Raw genomic sequence first — 19,438 nt, 5'->3', positions numbered from 1 at the left:
AATCCACCAACGTGGTTTCAGCCCTAGTCATAGTGGTCACCGGCGGGGCAGGCTCACAGTGGACCAGCATCCCATCGGGAACCGATCCACCCCCACTAGCCCCTGGTGAGGCAGCAACGTCATCTCACCAGGCCCTTCGAGGCTCGCTTCGCTCGCACCTCAGGGAGCGGAGGCAGGGCGGCAGAGAAGAGCGGTTACGCCCAGCGGGAAGTGAACTCAAATGGTCTGCGCCACCGGGACACACGGGATCGGCGGCGCATGTGCGGGGTCGAGGGCGGCGAGCACGAGAGCGGTCGATCGCCGGCCGGCAACCAGGCCGAGGTGTCCGGAATGATCGGCGGCGCAACCATCCTGGAGAACGATGTTGCGGACCCTCGTCCCGGGCGGTCCCGCGAGCAGACCGTTGGTGTAGGGGGTGACTATTTCGTCGTGGCGGGTCACGATGTTGGTGTATCGGATGCCGGGCAGATACGGCGTCGGCCGACGCACTGCGGCGTTGAAGTCGAGATCCCCTGGAGGCGAGCTGCATTCCGGGCATGGGCGACGCGGACCGGGCTTGCCGAGCAGAGCACGGAACCGGGAGATCGCCTCGCCGCGCGCGTCATCTCCATCCGGCCCCTGACGCCAGTACGGAGCGAGGGACACGTAGTGAGAGACCGAACCTGCGCCGCCGAGATACTTGAGCCAGTACGTGGGGATCTCGGTCCCGAGCGAATGCCCGACGATGTCGACCTGACGCGCCCTGGTCGCGGCCCGTACGCGATCCGCGAATGTCTTGACCTGCCAAGCACTGTCGAGTTTGGGTCCCAGACCGCCCAGCGCCGAGGCCGGCCACACCTCACCCAGAGTGCCGTAGGTGGGTGCGAAGACGCAGTAGCCGGCGTTGCGCAGGACCGCCGCGAGCGTCGCCCAGTTGGTCTGTCGGCCACCGCCGCTGCCGTGCAGCAGGATCACCGGCCGCGGATGCGCCGTCGTCGGTCGGCAATGAAAGTCATTGGTGCCCGGAAGCGACCCACCAGGGTGGCGCAGCTCGGCCTCGATGCCGGCGCGATAGTCGTACGTCACACGGACCGGCCGATCTGCGTGCGCCACTACTGTGTGACCGGACACCATGGCCAGCACACCGAGGACGATCAGCGCTACTGTGCGCCTGGAACCGATCATGATGGTCCCGAGTCGGTTTCGTCGGTCTCGAGGTCGAGCCGCACGCCGAGCAACCGGACCGGACGGTCGATCTCGAACTTGGTGAGCAACTCGGCGACCTCGGCTTCCAATGTGTCGTAGTCGGTGGTGGGCGCATCGAGCTTGTGCGACTTGGTGCGGGTGAAGAAGGTCGTTGTCCGCACCGTGACCGCCACCCGGAACGGCATGCGTTCTTCGCCGACCACCTGGTCGAGCAGGTCACGCAGCAGATCGGCGGCTGCCGAACGCATCTCGTCGTAGGTGTGCAGATCACGGGCAAAGGTCTGCGATTTGGAATGCGACCGAGCCAGCCACGGCTCCGGCGTCACCGTCGAGTCACCGCCACCCCGGCTCAGCACGTACAGCCAGTTGCCCTGATGGGGTCCGAACAACGCGATCAGCACGTCACGCGGAGTGCCGATCAGATCCTGCACCAACTCGATTCCGTTACGGCCCAGCTTGGCCGACGTCTTGGGCCCGACACTCCACAGGTCCCGGGTGGGCCGCTCGCCCATCAGGTCGAGCCAGTTACGACCGTCCAGCAGGAAGACCTTCGGCGACTCGACGACCGAGCCGGAGTCGTTGGGACGCTTGGCAAATCCGGTGGCCATCTTGGCCCGCTGCTTGTTGTCACTGATACCCACGCAGCTGCTCAACCCGCACTCGTCACGGATGTCGGCACGGATCCGCGTGGCCAGCGCCGCGATCTCGGCGTCGTCGAGCGACGGTTCGCCCCCGTCGAGCGACCCGACACCGAGGTACGCCTCGTCCCATCCCCACACCTCGACCGGGTGGCCGTATCCGCGAAGCACCTCCATGACCTCCGCCGACGCGACGTCGTAAGCACCCAAGTCGAGTGGTAGGTACACCGCATCGGGCATCTTGCGATAGGCCGCGCGCAGCGGCATGCCTGCGCGCACACCGTACTCGCGTGCCTCATACGACGCGCACGTCACCACTTTGCGTGCTTCTGTGGGATCGCCATTGCCGCCGACGATCACCGGGACGTCCACCAGTTCGGGACTGCGCAAACGTTCCACCGAAACCTGGAACTGGTCGAGATCGACGTGCAGGAGCCACCGATAACGCGATGGGTCCGAGGCGGTCACAAGTCGCAGGGTACGCCTGTAGACCACGGTCGGGCCGATCGATCGACGATCGGCCCGACCGGTCCCTCATCGACGCCCTCCCCGGCGTCCGCATGAGGGAGTCAGAAGGAGTCAGAAGGAGTCAGAAGCTGAAGAACCACGGACTCGGCCCGCACGCGAGACGCGGGAATCGCACCGGATCCAGCGAATGCAGCGCGATGGAGATCGCCCGCGGCGAGTACGACATCGCCAGGTGATCGGAGGTGTCTTGTTCACAACCGTTCTGCAGGACGATGTTCCGCACTCCGGGGCGACGGATGAACGTGAGGTCGTAGGGTGTTGTCACCTCGTCGTACCGGGTGCCGACAATCGTGTAATCGACTCCGGGGAACACCAGCTTCGATCGGTTCAGGTTCCGGATGAACGGCGAGTCGACCGTCTGCTGGATACCGGAACGACCGACGAAGATCTCGACCACGCCCAGCACGTTGAAAGCCGGACCGAGATTGTTGATACCCCGGCCGAGCGCGCCGATGCCCAGCAGCGTCGTCCCCTTGTTGGTCGCCCCGAAGGTGATCAGCCTGCCGATCTTATTGCGCTCGGGATGCCGATCGTCGGCTCCCCCACCGAACTTCATCCACTGTCGCGCGACGAGACCACCCTGGGAATGCCCGATGATGTCGACCTTCGACGCACCGGTCGCTCGTCGTACCCGATCGATGTACTGACCGAGCTGCGCGGCCGAGTATTCAATGGCCACAACACCGTTCGTGCCCGGGAGCGCTACCCCCAGGCCGCCGCCGTTGAGCAGGTCGGTGCGCCCGTAATTCGGCGCGAAGACACAGTAGCCGGCCCGTTTCAGGACAGGTGCGAACGCAGCCCAATTGTCGTACGCGTTCTCCCAGGTGCCGTGGACGAGTACCACCGGATTCTGCCCGGCCTTCGGCTTGCACGAAAAGTCGTTGGCGCCGGGTGGTGCCGCATTTGGATGAACCTGGCCGTAGGCGAAAGCCGGCCAGAAACCTCGCTGGGCCGGACCGGCCGCACCGGTGTCCGGAACCGGCCCTAGTGGCCGGGTCGCCACGTCGTGGGTCAGGGCGTTGACGGCCCGCACCTGACCCTTCGCCGCACCCTGCCGCTGTGCTGAGTTGATGTAGTCGACGATTCGCTGTGCCTGCGCTGTCTCGTCCGCGATCGCGGACGGTGCCGCCACGGTTGTCCGAGCTCCTGACGGCTCGGCTTGCACCGGCACGGCGGTGATGGCAAAGCTCGTGATCACCACCGCCGCCACGAATGCAGCGACTCTGCCCGACACCCTCTTGTACGCCGTCACGGCGTTCCCCCTTTGATTCATCGTCATCTCGAGAACGCGCATCTCACGGCTGTGCGATGCGTAATTGCCTTGTGCGCAAACCGATGCGCTGGCATGTCGCGCGTAACGCATGCGGGTTGTAGCGCACGAGCGAGAACTCCTCGGTGTCCCCGCGGCGGCGCTCGGCGGCAGCGAAGAACGAGCTCGCCTTGGTCACGTACAGTGTCAGGAGCATCGCCGACTCCGCATCCAGTCCCGGGAGTGCTCGTGCCAGAACCCGGCCCAACAGCGACCGATCCCGATGCAGCGGCGGCGGGACCAGATTGAGCGCCGGCGACGCGGTGGTGCAGTTCGTCGGATCTGTCACGGCATGCACGGCGACCAATGCGAACCCGATCGAGACGATCGCGCGCACATCCGGGTCGTCGGCGCGGCGCGGGTGCGCCATGATCGTCGCCAGTCCGCGAACCGGCAGAGACGATGGCATCTTGTTCATATGTGCTGCGCTACATCGTGTTTCGCCCAGAATTTCGAGAGCCATCGTCTTCAGTTGCGCGACGGTGCGGACGTGCTGCCGAAGTGTCGCGGCCAACGCTGCCGCCGTTTCCCCGGCCAAGCCGAACCGGCTGGGCTGGGCGAGCAATGCGTTGAGACCCGGCACAACGATCAGTTGCTCGATCTCGATGGCCTCGAGCAACGCGGCAGCCCCGAGATACCGCTTCGTGGTGCGCTGCGGCAGGTACAGGTCAAGTACATCGGTCATCAAAGCCCTCCCCTCAACCCCGACCGGATGTAAGGTTCCCCGTCGCTTCGCTCGCCCCGCAGCGAAATTCCCCGTCGCTTCGCTCGCCCCGCAGCGAAACTCCGCGTCGCTTCGCTCGCCTTGAACCAGCGACAAGCCAGAACTGTTGCACGAGAGCGTGTCTGCTCCCCCAATGACCCCCTGCGACGGCGCTACCCGTGAGTAGGTTACCGATGCGTAGCCTACGTTAGGGTATGGCGGGGCCCGTGTAAAGCCCAGATTGTGATCGAAGTTACCTGCGAATCTCTCAGCGTGAATCCCTCAGCGGGATTCTCGCGGACCGATCGGCCGGACATGAGGAGCACGCCCGGCCGGCCGGCCGCCATTGGACGAGAACCGCGCCGGCACGCGGTGCAGCGATGCCCAGGCGCCGTGCGGCAGATCGGGCGGTCCGATCACCATGAACACGGCCCCGGGCGACACAGGCACCCCCGGCCGCAGGTTCACCCCGTCCACCACCCCATCGCACGGAGCTTCCAATACCGCCCTGCCCGACGGCATGTCGACGGTCGCCAACGCGGCCCCGGTACGAACCGGCTGCCCGTTGCGCACGTGCACCGCAGACACCATCGAGCCGGGTTGGGCCTGCGGGAAGGTGATCCGGTTGCCGGCCTGGTTCCGGGCGGCGCCGATCACTGATATCGCCGCCGACGCCGGTACCTCGACGTTCGTCGATCGCAGCAGTCCACCCTGCGCGACAACGACTTTCGGGTCACCGATCCGCGCCACCCGGCCGACCGCCGACAGCGCTGCCTGCACGGCCGGAATGCTGCTGGTTCCGCCGGTCACGTAGACCGCCAATCGCTCGGAAGGCTTGTCCGAGGCCTGCGCACCCTGCACCGCGTCGGCCCCCTTGATGGCCTCGCGCGTGAGTTCGGTGGCACGTTCGACGAACGGCGCGACCATGGATTCGAACTCGCGGCGGGTGAGCAGCAGCGAGCGTCCGACGTCGGGCAACTCGATCGCCGCCTGCGAGTTCTCCGACAACGCCTCCTTGGCCATCCGCACCTTCTCGGCCAGGATGAGCTGATTTGCGTTGCCGCGCAGTCGTTCCGGCAGTGCAGGGTCGAGTTCGGCAGCCTCGTCGGAGACCCAGCGCAGCAAGCGCACATCGAAATCGCGACCACCGAGGTAGTTGTCACCGCCAGAGCCGACGACGGTGAAGCTGCCGTCGGTGTCACGCATGAGCACGGCAACGTCGCAGGTTCCGGCGCCGAAGTCGAAGACACACATCCGTTCACCCGGCGAGACGTCGTGACCCCGATACACGTAGTACCACGCGGCGGCCAGCGACTCCGACGCCAACCGGATCTGGTCCGGGCGGATGCCACCGCGTTCGGCGCCGTGGCGCAGGACGCGCTTGCGACGCTCGCTCCACTTGTCGGGGTGGGTCAGGACGACCGAGTCGAATGCCGGCAGTCCGCTGTGCCGCAGCGCCGCGTGATGGACGTGACGAAGGACCGCACCGATCAGATCCTCGACCGGCCAGAAGCGATCACCGAGTTCGACCTCGCCCTCGGCGATGCGGGACTTCGGGGTGCCTTCGAAGGCATCTGGACGCTGCAGCCGACTCGCGATGGCCGCGGCGCCGACGGACAGCGAGTCGCCGTCGGCGAACACGGCCGACGGCATTGCGACTCCCTCGCGTGACAGCGGCACGACGACGGGTTCGGCGACGCCCACGCGGTAGGCCGCGGCGGTGTTGCTGGTGCCGAAGTCGATGCACAGCCGCCGTTTGACGTCCTCTGGCACCGGGCACCTCCTCTGTACAGAACACTTTCACACGCGCCGCGGCGATCTGCCCATGGTTCCACACCCGGACACCTGGCAGCCTCTCCGCCGGCTGAGCAGTCTATGGAGCGGGACGGGTGCGCAGCACCGTCGCGATCGACTTGCGCACACCGTCGATGGCCGTCACCTGGGTGCGCAACTCGTTGACCGTCTGCTGACGCTGCGCGGTCGACTTCTTGGATTCCGCGGCCGCCTCGTTGATGATCGCCGTCGACTCGGCGATCCGCTTCTCCAGGAGCGCGCCATAGGCGATGCGCAGTTCGCCGACCGCCTGGCCGTTCATCGCCTTCAGTTGTGACCGCAGATCGGCCTTCATGTCGTTCGCGGCCTTGGTCAGCCACTTGCGGTGGTTCTCCTTGCCCACCCGCGAGGCCCGGAAGCCGATGACGATGCCCGACCAGATGGGCACGGCCACCAGGTTGACGCCGGGGATCAAGGCGAGCGGCCCGCCGGCGGCCATGGCACTGAGCAGGATCGGATCGACCATGTTCTTCCACGGCGACACCTTCTGCTGCCCGCGCAGGGCCAGCTCGTCACCCTCCGACAGCCGCGTCAGCACCGACCCCCGGATCTCGGCGTCGTCGAACAGGTCATCGGCGATCTCCTCCACACCGGCCACGAACATCTCGCTGACGGTGCGCGCGGCCGCTTCCAGGTCGACGGTCATCTGCCCGACCAACTCCTTCGACGCGCGGTGCGGTTCGTAGAACTTCAACTTGTCGATCCGCATGGACCACTGGGTCACCAGGGTCTCGAACTCGTCGCGCAGCAGGTCGTCGGCTCGGACCGCCAACTCGGTCAGTTGCTGCTGCAACCGGTGCGCCCACTCCTGTTTTCGCGCCCGAAGTTGTTGCAGCCGATCACGTTCGGCCTCCACCTCCGCTTTGATCTGCGGGGCGGCGGCGGTCGCCTTGATCTCCAGCACCAACCGGCCGCGTACGTCGTCGAGTCCGACGAAGGTCACCTGCAGGGCGTTGCGCACGGACGAGTCTGCCGAGCCCCGCACCAACGACGTGAGCGTGTGTGCCAGCTCGGCGATACCCGACGCGTCCAGCGCGCGTCGTGCTCGTTCGGGGTCGGTGATCGCGGTCGCCTGCTCGGCGATCCGATTGGACACACCGATGATCGGGATGTGCGCGAAGCGCGGGGCGTGGCTGGTGATGAGGGCGCGGTTCTCGGCGACGATCGTGCGCCACTGCCGCATCACCAGGTCGATCTTGGTGACCACCAGCACCACCGAGGCGATCTCCGCGCTGATCGTGTTGAGGAAAGTCAGTTCCGGGGCGCTCATGGGGGCGGTCGCGTCGCACACCATCAGCAGGACGCCGGCACCGCGGGAAGCCGTCACCGCCGCCTGGACATGTTCGGCGACCAGGGAACCGACCCCCGGTGTGTCGACGATGATCGTGTCGGGCAGCAGGGTCGAATCGATGGCGACGCGCGCGCCGACCACCGGCAACCCGACCGTGCCCCCGTCCGCGGCCTCGTCGGCGACGATGGCGGCACCGTCGGCATGACGACCGTCGACGGTCACCCACTCGGACAACTCGGCGGCAGCGATGGTCCGGGTCAGTCCAGGGAACTCGATCTCTGCGGCACCCAGGTCGAGGTCCGGCGTGGCCGGGACGAACCGGACGTAGACCGCGGTGGTGATCTCGGTGTCGACCGGAGCCAGACCTGGTTGTCCGGCAAGGACATTGACCAGAGAACTCTTCCCGCGGCTCACCTCGCCGACCACCACCACACTGCCCTCCGGGGCGGGACGCGCCCGCACCTGCAGGGCCCGTTCGGCAACCTCGCCCTCGCCGTGTTTGCGGAGCAGGTCGAGCGCGCTCTGCAGCACGGCATCGGCATTCACGGTGGCCTTGCCCGCAGCGGGTTCGGCTTTGCCGGCGACCTTCTCGCTCATGAGGTGCACTCCGTTCTCATGTCACACAGGCTCACACATCAACTGGCCCAGAGGCCGCGGCGCACCAGCTGATAGGTCTGCTCGAGCACCAGCAGCGCCTCCCGCTCGGCCGACGACGCGGCCAGCGACCGGCGTGCGCGGGCGTCGGCGGCGCGTTGGCGCGCGACGTCCTCGATCTGCGCGGGCGGGGCACCCGGCGGCAACGACAGCAACTGGTGGACGCTGCGCACGGCGATGGCGTAGGTCAGTTCGCCGATCACGTCGCTGTCGGGCTGCCAGCGGGCCAGCGACTCCACCGCGGCCACCTCGCGCAAACGATGTGCCTCCGGCGTGCTCTCGGTGTCCTCGATCGCGCCCAGGATCGCGTCCCGATTCGGGCTCCGGTAGGCCGCCGCCCGCAGCTCGGCGATCGTCGTCCGCGCCTTGAGCACGTCGCCCACCGCGACGAATCGTCGCCCGATCGCCAGACGCAGTTCAGCGAGACCCGACGCGTGGTGACACCAGTCGCAGAACGCCTGCGCACCCTGTGCGGCAATCTCGGCACCCGCATCCATCGCGTAGGCCCCGACGAGTTCTTCGACACGCGCGAGGTCGTCGACGGACACACCGGGTGGCGGCGGGACACTGCCGTCGAGGATCGACAGCAGCTCCCAGCTCTCGATCTGGCCCCGACGCGCGATCTGCGCGGTCTCCCGCTCGGTCAGCCCACAGACACCCGCCTCGGCCATCAACCCGGAGATCGCCACCACGGCACCCGCTATGGCTCCGAATCGGCGCCAGATCCGGCGGGCGATCTCCTGCGCCTTCACCATCGGCGCGTCGGCGGCGATCAGATCCGCTTGGGAGAGAACGAGAATGGTGTTCTGGGCCGACGCTCCGCAGGTCTGGAGGAACTCCACCTCGTCGTCCTTGGGACCGGCCGCGTCGTCGAGCAGGAACAGGATGACGTCGGGGCGGGGCAGGCCGCCGCGCGGTGTCGTCGACCCACCGCCGAACACACGTCGCGTCGCGATTTCCGCGGTGCCGGTGAAGCCCGACAACCCTGGTGTGTCGATCACCTGGAAGGTGTCGCGCAGCAATCGCGACGGAATGTAGGCGACGGCGTGGTCGATCTCCTCGGGTGCCCGGCCGAGCTCGCCGCGCATCGGGCCGGGTAACTCCTCGACCGAACCGTCGAGGCCGATCACCTCGATGCGCTGCGGCGACCCGGCCGCGTAGAGGGTCGCGACCTGTGTGCACTCCGCACGGTCGGTCGGCGCCACCCGATCCCCGACCAGGGCATTGAGCAGCGTCGACTTGCCCGAGCTGACCCGTCCCACGAGCGCGACGGTCAGCGGATGGGCCAACTGGGCGCGCAATGCGCTGACGAGTTCGGCATCGCCGGAGATCTGCGCCACCTCGTCGAGCAACTGCTCGATCCTGCCCCGCAGGGTGATGCGCCGGCCCACGCGATACCGCCTTCGGATAGTCGGGAACTTTTTCGCCGCCCCGTCTCTCCAAGAGGATATGACGATCAGGAGCAGCAGCGATGACCGATACACCCGATGACTTCGACGCGTGGTTGATCGCCAACGACCCGGGCGCACTGACCGTCCCCGACGACGTCTGGGCGACCACGTTGGCCGGCTCCTTCGATCCGGCGCATGAGGTCGACGATGATCTCACCGAGCCGGTCGGCGAAGAGACCGACGTCGATGTCGACTCTCCCGAGGTGGAGACGGTCGACGACGACGCCGACTTCGTCGTCGACGACGCGGGGGTCTGGGACGAGGCCGCGTCGTTCGACGATGACCACGATGCGGCAGCTGCCGACGATGTCGACGACATCGACATCTGACCTTCACGTTACGGCCGCTGCCCGAAGTACCGGAAATGTCGGATGAACTGCGGCAAACCCGCACCGGCTCTACCATGAGCGGGTGCCCGCCCGGACCGGCTCCCACCCACGTTTCGAGGCCTGACATGCCGTCATCGGAACCCATCGCCCCAGGGCTGGAAGCTGCCGAGAATGGTTCCGCAGAAACCGAACTCATCGATCGTGCGCGTACGGGTGATCAGCGCGCCTTCGGTGAACTCGTCGAGGCGCAACGCGACCGGATGTGGGCGATCTGCTTGCGCATCACGGGCAATCCGCACGACGCCGAGGATGCGCTGCAGGACGCGCTGGTCGCGGCGTGGCGCGCCATCGGCCGGTATCGCGGCGACGCCAAGCTGTCGACCTGGCTGTTCCGTATCGCGTCGAATGCTGCACTCGCCCAGATCCGCAAGCGCCCCGACACCGACGACATCGACGACCACCAACCGGTGTCGACGGTCGACTTCACGTCCGGCATCGTATTGTCCGACCGCATCCAGGACGCGCTGAGCCGGGTGCCGGACGCATATCGGGCCACGTTCGTCCTGCGCGTATACGGCGACCTGAGCTATGCCGAGATCGCCGAGGCGCAAGGCATCGGCGTCCAGACCGTTCGCAGCCGGATCTCCCGCGCGCGCGACATCCTGCAGGACCTGTTGGCGGACGTGCGATGAGTGCCCGTGCCTCGCCGCCGAGTCTTTTGCAGGGACCGGGAACATTTTCGAACTCCCAGCACTCCAATCGATACAACATCAATCGGCAACACCAACCAGATAGGACCGAACAATGACCGAACCAACCCCCGTGGACGTCGACGGCGACGGCGTGACCGATGCACTGGTGGTCGACACCGACAATGACGGCGTCGACGACGCCGTCATCACCGACGTGAACAACGACGGCCTCGTCGAGATCTCCGTCGACACCAATGAGGACGGCGAAATCGACGCCGTCGGTTACGACGTGGACGGTGACGCCGAGGCCGACGTCATTGCGGTCGACACCGACTTCGACGGCACCTTCGACACGGTTGTCGACTCGGAAGGCAACGAGGTCGCCGACGCCACCGTCGACGAAGATGGCAACGTCGACGTGTGATGTAGCGTGACCCCGGAGAATCCCGGTGTGCCCAGGCACACCGGGATTCTCGGTGTGAGCGCCGAAGGGCGCAGGCGCACGAAAGGCGGTCCCACGACTGGTGGGACCGCCTTTGCTGCGCCTGCCGGTCAGTGCAAGAACTTGTTGCAGATTCCGGTGGTCACCCGCGAGTTGACTCGCTGGTGGATCCAGTAGCAGTGGCTCGGCAGGCCCCGGGCGTACTGACCGTTGATCTGGTAGCACCGGAAATTGCTCAACGAGCAGTAGAAGATGAGGAACACGCGCTTCAGGCGGTAACGAGGACCGAAGCTGTCCTCGATACCCGCGATGATAGGTCTTGTCATCAACCTCACCACAGCGAAGGACCGACATCATGGACTGGACACTCGAAGTCGCTTTTCTCCCCGTCACCGACGTCGACCGGGCAAAGGACTTCTACACGCGCGTCGGATTCCACGCCGACCACGACCAGTCCCCCAGTGACGACATCCGATTCGTCCAGATGACACCGCCTGGATCGGGATGTTCGATCGCCTTCGGCAAGGGCCTGGTCGACGCCGCACCACCGAATGCCGGCACCCTGATGCTCTGCGTCTCCGACATCAACGCCGCCCACCAACACCTCGTCGACGCGGGCATCGAGGTCAGCGACGTCGACATTCAGCCGTGGGGGCACTTCGTCTACTTCGACGACCCCGACGGCAACCACTGGAACGTGCAGTTCCTCCCGTACCGCGACCAGGGCTGATCAGACGTGTTCGTCGCCGACCCTCTGACCTACCGAAATCCGTACGTGGCAGCCCAGCCGAGTGCGCAGTGCGTCTCGTCGGGCTGACAGGTACAGCTTTCCGAGGGTGGGGGTCGGCGATGCCGGCCGGCGCGGTTGGCGATACTGGCCGGGTGCGCGACGACTCGTTTCTGAACCTGGCCGCCGGCGGCGGCATCCGCCCCGTGGCCGACACCACCGAGATCGAGACGGCGGTCCCGGTGTGGACCGCGGCCATCGGCATCCTCATCGTGCTGGCGGTCGCGATGGTCTTCGCCGGGGTCGCCAGACTGGTATTGCGCCGCCACGCACACCTCGAACTCACGACATGCATCGTGCTGTCGATGCTCGGGTCGACGGTGGGACTGCTGGTCGCCGGCCTCATCGACCGTCACATCCGGGTGCTGAATCCGGTCACCATCCTGTTGGCGCTCGCCGGGTCGATCGTCGTGGTCGCGATCTACGGCGCCGTCGCCGCCCGCTTCCAGCGTCAACAGCACGCCCCGATCACCGACCTCATCGCGCAGGGCGAGTCCGACCGCGTCGAGTTCAAGTCCACCGCGCGCATCAATCTGCGCACCGGACAGAAAGATCCGAAGATGGAGCACGTCATCGCGAAGACCATCGCGGCGTTCGTCAACGCCGACGGCGGCACACTCCTGATCGGCGTCGACGACGACGGCACACCTCTCGGTCTCGACCCCGACTACGCGACGCTCAAGGTCCCCGACGCCGACCGCTTCGAACTGTGGTTGCGCGACCTGCTCACCACGACGCTCGGCCAGAACTCTGCCGCCTCCGTCGGGGTCTCCATCGAAGATGTTGCGGTTCAAGACGGTTCGCAGCCGGTCTGCCGAATCACCTGCGTACCTTCACCGCAGCCCGTCTACCTGAAGCCGGGTAAGAACGCACTACCCGAATTGTGGGTGCGCACCGGCAATTCCAGCCGCCAGCTCAACGTCGACGCCGCAGCCGACTACGTCATGCACCGTTGGCCGTTGGGTGCCGGTTCGGCGCTGGCAGCGCAGGCGCGCGCAGCGATTCGGTTCTCCGTGGAGCGGTAATCGTGTCATTCATCTGAATGTGTGGGGACACCCCTGGAACATTCCGGCGCCGGCGGCCCTCCTATCCACAGAACGGCACTCGAGCCGATCACCGCCCACACACAAGGAGAAGACATCATGGCAGGAACGAAGATCGACCTCGACGGCAACGGCACCACCGACGCCGTCGGCGAAGACTACGACAACAACGGCACCATCGACGGCCTGGTCACCGACGTCAACGGCGACGGACTGGTCGAGGTCACCTACGACCTCGACGGCGACGGCCAGTTCGACGACGGCGCAGCCTTCGACACCGACGGCGACGGCATCGCCGACACCGGCGCATTCGACACCGACGGCGACGGCGAATTCGAGACCGCCCTCACCGACACCGACGGAGACGGCGACCTCGACGTCCTCTGACACCCCCCTCCCCCGAATTCGGCCCCCGCTCACCACGAGCGGGGGCCGAAAGTGTCTTGCCGAACGGTGTCAATAGATCTCCGGACGACGGTCCCGCAAGTACGGGTACCGCGCCCGCGACGTCTCCAACACCGTTCGGTCGACGTCGAGGACCACAAGGGCCGACTCGCGACCGGCAGTGGCGATGCTCTCACTCGTCGGAGCGACGCCGACGCTACGCCCGCCATACTGCAGATCTCCTTCTGAACCACAGTAATTCGCGTAGGCGATGAACACTTGACTCTCCAGAGCTCGCGCCGGGAGCAGCACGTCCTGCACCACGTCGTAGGCGATCATGTTGGCGGTCGGCACACACACCACCTCGGCGCCGCGCACCGCAAGCGACCGCACGAGTTCACCGAATTCGACCTCGTAGCAGGTCAACAACCCGAGGCGCCATCCGTTCAGCGAAACGACAGGTGGCGCAACGTCGCCCGCATCGACCATCGCCCGGTCGACGTCGCCGAACAGGTGCGTCTTGTGGTGTGTCGCTACGACCGTCCCGCCACGGTCCACCAGCCTGATCGTATTGAATACCCGACCGTCGGAGCCGATCTCGGCGCACCCGTACAGCACTGCGACACCCGACCGGACAGCGATGTCGGAAACCCATTGGGCGATCGGACCATCCGGAGGCTCGGCGAGCGCGCGCACCGCGTCGGCACCGATGTTGTACCCGGTGACGAACATCTCGGGAGTGATCAGCAGATCCGCGGATCGTGCGGCGGCCTCCATCGCGGCCGATTCGAGACGATCGAGATTGTCGCCGACGCATCCTGGCTGAGACTCGCACTGCCAAAGCGCTATTCGGAGGATATCGGTCATTCGGTCACAACCCGATGTCGATCGGTCCGAGGTCGGCATAACAGTCGCCCGGACCGGGGTTGTCGGGGTGCGAGGCGCCACCGAAATGGTGGATCACACCCCATACGGCGTTGAGCGCGGTCTGCACCGCCCCTTCGACCCAGGCGGGCATGAACGACACGTCGTCGCCCGCGATGAAGATGCCGCGCTCGGCGTCGGGCAGTCGATCCTGCCCGTGGAAGTGGCCGTACATCCGCGTGTTGTAGCGATAGTGTCCGGGGAGCGCGCCCTTGAACGCCCCAAGGAAGTGTGGTTCGTTCTCCCAGCTGACTGTGATCGGCCGCCCGACGATGTGCTCGGCGATGTCGACGTCGGGATAGATCTTGCGTAATGCGTCCAGCGCCAACGAGACCCGCTTGTCCACCGGGTGCGGCAGCACCTTGAGCGCGTCGCTCATCCACGTGTAGCTCAGGCAGATGACGCCGGGCCGGTCGGGCCCGTTGTCGAACAGGTAGGTGCCGCGGGTCAACCGGTCGGTCAACGTCATGCTGAGCACATCACGGCCCGTCGCCGGGTCCCGGTCCAACCAGAACGGTCGGTCCACCATCACGAACGTCTTGGACGACTGCATGTACCGGGTACGGTCGAGGGCCATCCACAGATCCTGACTGAACAGGCTTTCGTCGCACTCGATCTCGGTCGAGAGCAGCCACGCCTGGCAGGTGGCGATGACGGCCGGGTACACGTGGGAGTGGCCCCAGGTGTCGACGATCTCGATGCGGTCCGGGCCGAGGCGGCGCACCGCGGCCACTCCCGCGCGGGGCACGCCGCTGTGCAGCGACGACAAACTCGTGCCGACGGGCCAATGTGCGATCTTGGGCGGACTCTCCGACCACAGCCGGCGCGGTAGCTGTTCGACGCCGCCGACGATGAGATGCTGATCGGTGTCGCAGTTGGTGACCACCACCCGAAAGATCTCCAGCATCGAGTTGGCGAAGTCGGAATCCCAACCGCCGGTGCCGAAGCCGACCTGGCCGAACAACTCCCGGTGACGGAAGCTCAGCGAACCGAACTCGTCGGAGGTGGCGAGGAAATCGTAGAAGCTCCGGTCGTCCCAATCGACCACCAACCGGTTCCACAGCTCTTTCAGTCTCGGGCGGTCACGCTCGCGAATCGCGTCCTGCAGCGCAGAGAATCCGGCAACGCGTTCCAGCGCACTGTCCCAGGCCTTTTCGATCTCGGTGTAGATCGGCGGCAGATCGTCGAGACTGCGGGCGTAGAGCGTTTCCCCACCGAGGTCGATGACGGTGCTGCCGGCCGCCTCGGTCAACGGATTCGGGAATGGACGCGTCCGCAGTCCGAACTTGTCGACGTAGTGGAAGAAGGTCGACGACGACGCCGGGAACCGCATACCCCCGAGCTCGGCGACCTCCGGTTCCCCGGGTACGAAGTGCTCCGACCGCAGGCGCCCACCGATTCGTTCTGGCTCGTAGACCACCGGCCGCAGCCCGATTTTCATCAGCTCGTAGGCCGCGACCATGCCGGCCATCCCCGCGCCGATGATGGCGACCTCCGAGCCGAGGGCATCCGGCGGCACCGACCCGATCCCCGACGGATGGGTGATCCAGTCGTCGTAGGCGAACGGGAAGTCGGGACCGAAGATCGTCACCGGCCGATTGGGCTGCACACCGTGAGAGTAGGACAGCACGGGCCGTCTCACCGGTCGTGGCGGGAGAATGTCGCGCCGGGAAGGCGCAGACCGGCATACGCTCACACACATGCACCGGGGTTCACACACAACCACGACGCGCATCGCTCTCGTAGCGATCACGACCGTCATCGTCGCGCTCTGCCTCGGGTTGCTCGCGCCCGATCGCGCAGGGTCGTCGCCCTCGGTCACAACGGCTCAGTCCACGATCACCGCGACCTGCGCCCGCCAACCGGTGACCCTCAGGGCCCACTGGTACATCCCAGCCCGACAGCCCACCGCGCTGGTGTGGTTGCAGCACGGGTTCTCACGCTCGGCACGCAACCTGGACACCATGGCGCGTGCCTACGCAGCCGGCGGGTTTCTGGTGGTGGCCCCCGATCTCGACTCCGTCAACCTCGCCGGGTGCGGGGTCGCGTACAACATCGCCGACAACGCCGCCTTCGCACGCACGATCGCCGACGTGTTCGGGCACGCCTCGGAACCCGACAGCCCACTCGCCCGCAGCCTTCGAAGTGCGGCAGCCTCGCGGCACCGCGACGTCGCCATGCCGGGGCCGATGATCTTCTCCGGTCACTCCGCGGGCGGCGAGTTCGTGCTGATGGCCGCCGACGCCCTGCGCATCGCGGACCCCACCGCCTACCGGCGCCTGCGGGGACTGATGCTGTTCGACCCGGTCAACTCGTTCTTCGGCAGCCACTTCGTCACCGCGGCCGCCGACCTCGCCGCCGCACGCCTGCCGATCCGGGTCATCGCGTCGCAGCCGTCGTTCTCCAACACCTTCGGCATCGGTGTGTCGATCCTGCAGCGCACCACGCACCAGAAGTTCCTGGGTGTGCGCCTGGTGACCGGCATCCACATCGACGTCGAGATGGAGTCGACGGACCTGATCGGGGTGTTGTCGGGGCTCGGTGCGCCCCGGCCACGCAACGGCCGGGTGATCCGCACCCTCGCCACGCACTGGTCGTCGGACATGGTGTCGCACACCGTGACCCCGGCCTTCTATCCCGGCGGCAGCTACTACCGATTCCTTTTGCGCACCAACACCATCACCACATTGCCGGTGGGCTGAAGCAGCACTCCGACCGGGTCAGCTCTTCCAGGTGTACAACGCCGCGTCCGACGTCGAGCCGCGCGAATCGAACGCCGTCACCGAGGCAGCGCTCACCGTGGCCGACGGATCGGTGACTGCGTATACACCGCACAGCGTGCGACCGTTCGTGTTACCGGTCAGATCCTCGTCCTTGCACGAGTCGAGCCGGCCGAACAGGATCAGCGAGGTTCAGTGCTGCTCCTCGGTCTCGTGCGAGTCGGTCAGCGTCATCGCACCGAACCCGGCGACCAGGCCGACGATCACCGCCAGGATCGCGTAGGTGACCCGCTCGCCGTGGAAGAACGAGGTCACCAACTCGTTGCTCCACACTCCCGCAGGCAAACTCACCGTCACAAGCGCCGCGATCAAGGTGCCGACCACAGCAGTACCGACACTTGTGCCGACTTCCTGCGCGGTGTCGTTGAGTGCGGTCCCAATCGACGTGCGATTCTCGGGCATCGCGGCGACCAGCGCGACCGCGCAGATGGTCATGACCGTCCGCAGGCCGATGGTGAGCGTGACCATGAAGATCGCGATCGGCAGGTAGCCGTGGTCGACCGCCCACGCAAGGCCGGCGAGTGAACCACCGAGCAGCACCGCCCCGACGAGGCACGCGATGCGATGTCCGTACTTTCGAGCGAGGCCCTCGGAAATCGGGGTCGCCGCGATCATCGTGATGATCATCGGGAGATTCGCAAGGCCGGCCTTGACCGGGCTCCAGCCGTAGGCGTACTGGAAGTGCAGGATCAGTCCGAACATCACCCCGGCCATCGCGATCGACGTGCCGATCTGCGCGATCGACGCCCCGCGGACCGTGCCGGACCGGAAGATCGTGAGGTCCAGCATCGGCTGCGACGCCCGACGCTCGTGCCAGATGAAGCCGACGAGCGCGAGCACGGCACCGACCGCGCAACCAAGAGTGACGATCGACGCCCAGCCGAATTCGACGCCGCTGGTCAGCATGTAGCACGCCAGTCCGATGGTCGCGATACTCAGCACCGCGCCGGGCAGGTCGAGCCGGTCGCCCGTGAGGTCTTCGGGGCGGTCGGCCGCGACGCCCATCCGAACGCCGATCCAGGCGATGAGCGCGATCGGCGCGTTGACGACGAGCAGCCATTCCCAGCTGACGTGTGCCAGCGCAGTACCGCCGAGCAGCGGCCCGAGGATGAATCCGCTCATGCCGACGACGATCATGATCGTCATCGCCCGCATTCGCAGCTGCTCGTCGTCGAAGAGCCGGAACACCAGCGAGTTGGTGATCGGAGCCATCGCAGCAGCAGCGACGCCGAGTGCGGCGCGAAGCGCAATCAGTTCACCTGCTGAATGGACGAACACCACCAGCAGGCTGATCAGGCCGAAGGCCGCGAGGCCGTAGAGCAGCACGCGGCGTCGGCCGAGCCGGTCGGCGGCCGACCCCGCGGTGAGCAGCAGGCCGCCGAAGGTCAGCGAGTACGCACCGGTCACCCACTGCAGCGCGGTGGTACCGCTGCCGAGGTCGCGGCCGATGGTCGGCAACGCGATGGTGAGCAGCGTGTTGTCGACCATCTCCACGAAGAACGCCAAGCACAGGGCGGCCAGCGGGATCCACGCGGCTCGCAGCGACCCATAAGTCCGGGTCGGGACTGTTTCAGTTACCGAAGTCATCGGAACACCTCCTATCGAACGTTGTTCGGTTATCGAACATAGTTCGAGAATAGAACGTTGTTCGGTCTTCTGGCAAGGCGCAATCGGAGGTGTGATGGGATAGACGGCATGGCACCCGGAGCAAGCCGCACTCGACGCCGCGCGTCGCACTCGCTCGACGCCGTGGTCGAGGCGGCCGTCGCGATCCTCGACGAGTCCGGCGAGCCGGCCCTGACCTTCCGCGCGCTCGCCGCACGACTCGGCGGCGGTGTCGGCAGCATCTACTGGTACGTGTCCAACAAGGAGGAGTTGCTCAATCTCGCGACCGACCACGTGATCGCCGACGTACTCGTCGAGACCTCGAGCCTCGACGCCGACGCCGACCCCCTCGACAACGTCCGGGCGCTGGCGGTGGGCCTGTTCACCACCGTCGCGCAGCGCCCCTGGCTCGCAGCATATTTCATGCGCAACACGACCATCCAAGCAAACGGATTGGTGTTCTACGAGCGAGTCGGCGAACAGATGATGCGCCTGAACCTCTCCCCCCGCAAGACATTTCACGCCGTGTCCGCAGTACTGGGCTACGTGATCGGGGTGGCGGCCGATCTCGGTCAGGTCCCGCCACCGGAGGTGGTCGACGGCGAGGTCGCGGCCGCCGATTACCTTCACGCCATCGCCGACCAATGGCGATCGCTGGACGCCACCGACTACCCCTTCATGCACTTCATCGTCGACGAGTTCGACGGGCACGAGGACATCGACCAGTTCCGTTCGGGACTCGAACTGCTACTGGAAGGCATTCGCCTGCAGGCGGATTCGGCCGAACGCACCTGACACCCGCTCCGAAATCTGTACGCCCGAGCCGAGCGAGGTGCACAGTGCACACGGCTCGGCTCCCG

General features: G+C 66.4%; 19 protein-coding genes. 8 read left to right on the top strand and 11 right to left on the bottom strand.

The genetic code is table 11. The annotated features are described in order from the left end of the window. Positions 1-216 precede the first annotated feature (216 nt). The 7 genes from ABZW74_RS08365 to ABZW74_RS08335 form a co-directional block, all read right to left on the bottom strand. Positions 217-1,113 (bottom strand): alpha/beta fold hydrolase, encoded by an 897-nt coding sequence (locus ABZW74_RS08365; protein ID WP_355275540.1) that lies wholly within the window; start codon positions 1,111-1,113, stop codon positions 217-219. A 47-nt stretch (positions 1,114-1,160) separates the two neighbouring features. Next, positions 1,161-2,291, bottom strand: coding sequence for a DNA polymerase IV (locus tag ABZW74_RS08360; protein WP_355275536.1), 1,131 nt, complete (start codon positions 2,289-2,291; stop codon positions 1,161-1,163). Positions 2,292-2,412: 121 nt separating this feature from the next. Then, positions 2,413-3,603 carry an alpha/beta fold hydrolase gene (locus ABZW74_RS08355; RefSeq protein ID WP_355275534.1) on the bottom strand — a complete coding sequence of 397 codons (1,191 nt, stop codon included), beginning with the start codon at positions 3,601-3,603 and terminating at the stop codon, positions 2,413-2,415. Between the two features lie 43 nt (positions 3,604-3,646). After that, entirely contained in the window at positions 3,647-4,345 is a 699-nt protein-coding gene (locus ABZW74_RS08350) for a hypothetical protein (RefSeq protein WP_355275532.1), read from the bottom strand. A gap of 300 nt (positions 4,346-4,645) precedes the next feature. Next, the gene (locus ABZW74_RS08345; protein WP_355275530.1) at positions 4,646-6,136 is read right to left on the bottom strand and encodes an Hsp70 family protein; all 1,491 of its coding nucleotides are present in this window, start codon (positions 6,134-6,136) and stop codon (positions 4,646-4,648) included. Positions 6,137-6,236: 100 nt separating this feature from the next. Next, entirely contained in the window at positions 6,237-8,084 is a 1,848-nt protein-coding gene (locus tag ABZW74_RS08340) for a dynamin family protein (RefSeq protein WP_355275528.1), read from the bottom strand. Positions 8,085-8,122: 38 nt separating this feature from the next. Further along, positions 8,123-9,532 (bottom strand): GTPase, encoded by a 1,410-nt coding sequence (locus ABZW74_RS08335; protein ID WP_355275526.1) that lies wholly within the window; start codon positions 9,530-9,532, stop codon positions 8,123-8,125. Positions 9,533-9,612: 80 nt separating this feature from the next. Here ABZW74_RS08335 and ABZW74_RS08330 point away from each other — a divergent pair, with 80 nt between their 5' ends. The 3 genes from ABZW74_RS08330 to ABZW74_RS08320 all read left to right on the top strand — a co-directional run bounded on the left by ABZW74_RS08330 (position 9,613) and on the right by ABZW74_RS08320 (position 11,037). Continuing rightward, positions 9,613-9,921, top strand: coding sequence for a hypothetical protein (locus tag ABZW74_RS08330; RefSeq protein ID WP_355275524.1), 309 nt, complete (start codon positions 9,613-9,615; stop codon positions 9,919-9,921). 125 nt (positions 9,922-10,046) lie between these two features. After that, positions 10,047-10,613: a sigma-70 family RNA polymerase sigma factor gene (locus ABZW74_RS08325; RefSeq protein ID WP_355275522.1), complete on the top strand. Its 567-nt coding sequence runs from the start codon at positions 10,047-10,049 to the stop codon at positions 10,611-10,613. Between the two features lie 112 nt (positions 10,614-10,725). Next, on the top strand, positions 10,726-11,037 hold the full coding sequence (locus ABZW74_RS08320) for a hypothetical protein (protein ID WP_355275520.1): 312 nt from the start codon (positions 10,726-10,728) through the stop codon (positions 11,035-11,037). A 128-nt stretch (positions 11,038-11,165) separates the two neighbouring features. Here the strand turns inward: ABZW74_RS08320 and ABZW74_RS08315 are convergent, their stop codons facing one another. Further along, entirely contained in the window at positions 11,166-11,381 is a 216-nt protein-coding gene (locus ABZW74_RS08315) for a hypothetical protein (protein ID WP_355275518.1), read from the bottom strand. A 29-nt stretch (positions 11,382-11,410) separates the two neighbouring features. Between ABZW74_RS08315 and ABZW74_RS08310 the strand changes: the two genes are divergently transcribed. The 3 genes from ABZW74_RS08310 (at position 11,411) to ABZW74_RS08300 (ending at position 13,272) form a co-directional block, all read left to right on the top strand. Further along, positions 11,411-11,785 carry a VOC family protein gene (locus ABZW74_RS08310; RefSeq protein WP_355275516.1) on the top strand — a complete coding sequence of 125 codons (375 nt, stop codon included), beginning with the start codon at positions 11,411-11,413 and terminating at the stop codon, positions 11,783-11,785. A gap of 203 nt (positions 11,786-11,988) precedes the next feature. Beyond that, on the top strand, positions 11,989-12,867 hold the full coding sequence (locus ABZW74_RS08305) for an ATP-binding protein (protein WP_355275538.1): 879 nt from the start codon (positions 11,989-11,991) through the stop codon (positions 12,865-12,867). 117 nt (positions 12,868-12,984) lie between these two features. Next, positions 12,985-13,272 carry a hypothetical protein gene (locus tag ABZW74_RS08300; RefSeq protein ID WP_355275514.1) on the top strand — a complete coding sequence of 96 codons (288 nt, stop codon included), beginning with the start codon at positions 12,985-12,987 and terminating at the stop codon, positions 13,270-13,272. 69 nt (positions 13,273-13,341) lie between these two features. Here ABZW74_RS08300 and ABZW74_RS08295 read toward each other — a convergent pair whose 3' ends face one another. Next, positions 13,342-14,136: a carbon-nitrogen hydrolase family protein gene (locus tag ABZW74_RS08295; RefSeq protein ID WP_355275512.1), complete on the bottom strand. Its 795-nt coding sequence runs from the start codon at positions 14,134-14,136 to the stop codon at positions 13,342-13,344. A gap of 4 nt (positions 14,137-14,140) precedes the next feature. Continuing rightward, a complete protein-coding gene (locus tag ABZW74_RS08290) occupies positions 14,141-15,802 on the bottom strand; it encodes an NAD(P)/FAD-dependent oxidoreductase (protein ID WP_355275510.1) in 1,662 nt (553 codons plus the stop codon). A 91-nt stretch (positions 15,803-15,893) separates the two neighbouring features. Between ABZW74_RS08290 and ABZW74_RS08285 the strand changes: the two genes are divergently transcribed. Continuing rightward, a complete protein-coding gene (locus ABZW74_RS08285; RefSeq protein WP_355275508.1) occupies positions 15,894-16,895 on the top strand; it encodes an alpha/beta hydrolase in 1,002 nt (333 codons plus the stop codon). 210 nt (positions 16,896-17,105) lie between these two features. Here the strand turns inward: ABZW74_RS08285 and ABZW74_RS08280 are convergent, their stop codons facing one another. After that, positions 17,106-18,560 carry an MFS transporter gene (locus tag ABZW74_RS08280; RefSeq protein ID WP_355275506.1) on the bottom strand — a complete coding sequence of 485 codons (1,455 nt, stop codon included), beginning with the start codon at positions 18,558-18,560 and terminating at the stop codon, positions 17,106-17,108. Positions 18,561-18,668: 108 nt separating this feature from the next. On the opposite strand from ABZW74_RS08280, the gene ABZW74_RS08275 reads away from it, so the two are divergent. Further along, a complete protein-coding gene (locus ABZW74_RS08275; RefSeq protein ID WP_355275504.1) occupies positions 18,669-19,373 on the top strand; it encodes a TetR/AcrR family transcriptional regulator in 705 nt (234 codons plus the stop codon). Positions 19,374-19,438 lie beyond the last annotated feature (65 nt).

The sequence above is a fragment of the Gordonia sp. NPDC003585 genome (genome assembly GCF_040610755.1).
Classification (GTDB): domain Bacteria; phylum Actinomycetota; class Actinomycetes; order Mycobacteriales; family Mycobacteriaceae; genus Gordonia.
This window is presented reverse-complemented; position numbering and strand designations above follow the sequence as displayed.

Coding starts and splice junctions, on each gene's coding strand:
- ABZW74_RS08365 (WP_355275540.1), bottom strand. CDS start 1,113: ATGGTGTCCGGTCACACAGTAGTGGCGCACGCAGATCGGCCGGTCCGT.
- ABZW74_RS08320 (WP_355275520.1), top strand. CDS start 10,726: ATGACCGAACCAACCCCCGTGGACGTCGACGGCGACGGCGTGACCGAT.
- ABZW74_RS08350 (WP_355275532.1), bottom strand. CDS start 4,345: ATGACCGATGTACTTGACCTGTACCTGCCGCAGCGCACCACGAAGCGG.
- ABZW74_RS08330 (WP_355275524.1), top strand. CDS start 9,613: ATGACCGATACACCCGATGACTTCGACGCGTGGTTGATCGCCAACGAC.
- ABZW74_RS08310 (WP_355275516.1), top strand. CDS start 11,411: ATGGACTGGACACTCGAAGTCGCTTTTCTCCCCGTCACCGACGTCGAC.
- ABZW74_RS08340 (WP_355275528.1), bottom strand. CDS start 8,084: ATGAGCGAGAAGGTCGCCGGCAAAGCCGAACCCGCTGCGGGCAAGGCC.
- ABZW74_RS08280 (WP_355275506.1), bottom strand. CDS start 18,560: ATGACTTCGGTAACTGAAACAGTCCCGACCCGGACTTATGGGTCGCTG.
- ABZW74_RS08300 (WP_355275514.1), top strand. CDS start 12,985: ATGGCAGGAACGAAGATCGACCTCGACGGCAACGGCACCACCGACGCC.
- ABZW74_RS08295 (WP_355275512.1), bottom strand. CDS start 14,136: ATGACCGATATCCTCCGAATAGCGCTTTGGCAGTGCGAGTCTCAGCCA.
- ABZW74_RS08285 (WP_355275508.1), top strand. CDS start 15,894: ATGCACCGGGGTTCACACACAACCACGACGCGCATCGCTCTCGTAGCG.
- ABZW74_RS08315 (WP_355275518.1), bottom strand. CDS start 11,381: ATGACAAGACCTATCATCGCGGGTATCGAGGACAGCTTCGGTCCTCGT.
- ABZW74_RS08325 (WP_355275522.1), top strand. CDS start 10,047: ATGCCGTCATCGGAACCCATCGCCCCAGGGCTGGAAGCTGCCGAGAAT.
- ABZW74_RS08275 (WP_355275504.1), top strand. CDS start 18,669: ATGGCACCCGGAGCAAGCCGCACTCGACGCCGCGCGTCGCACTCGCTC.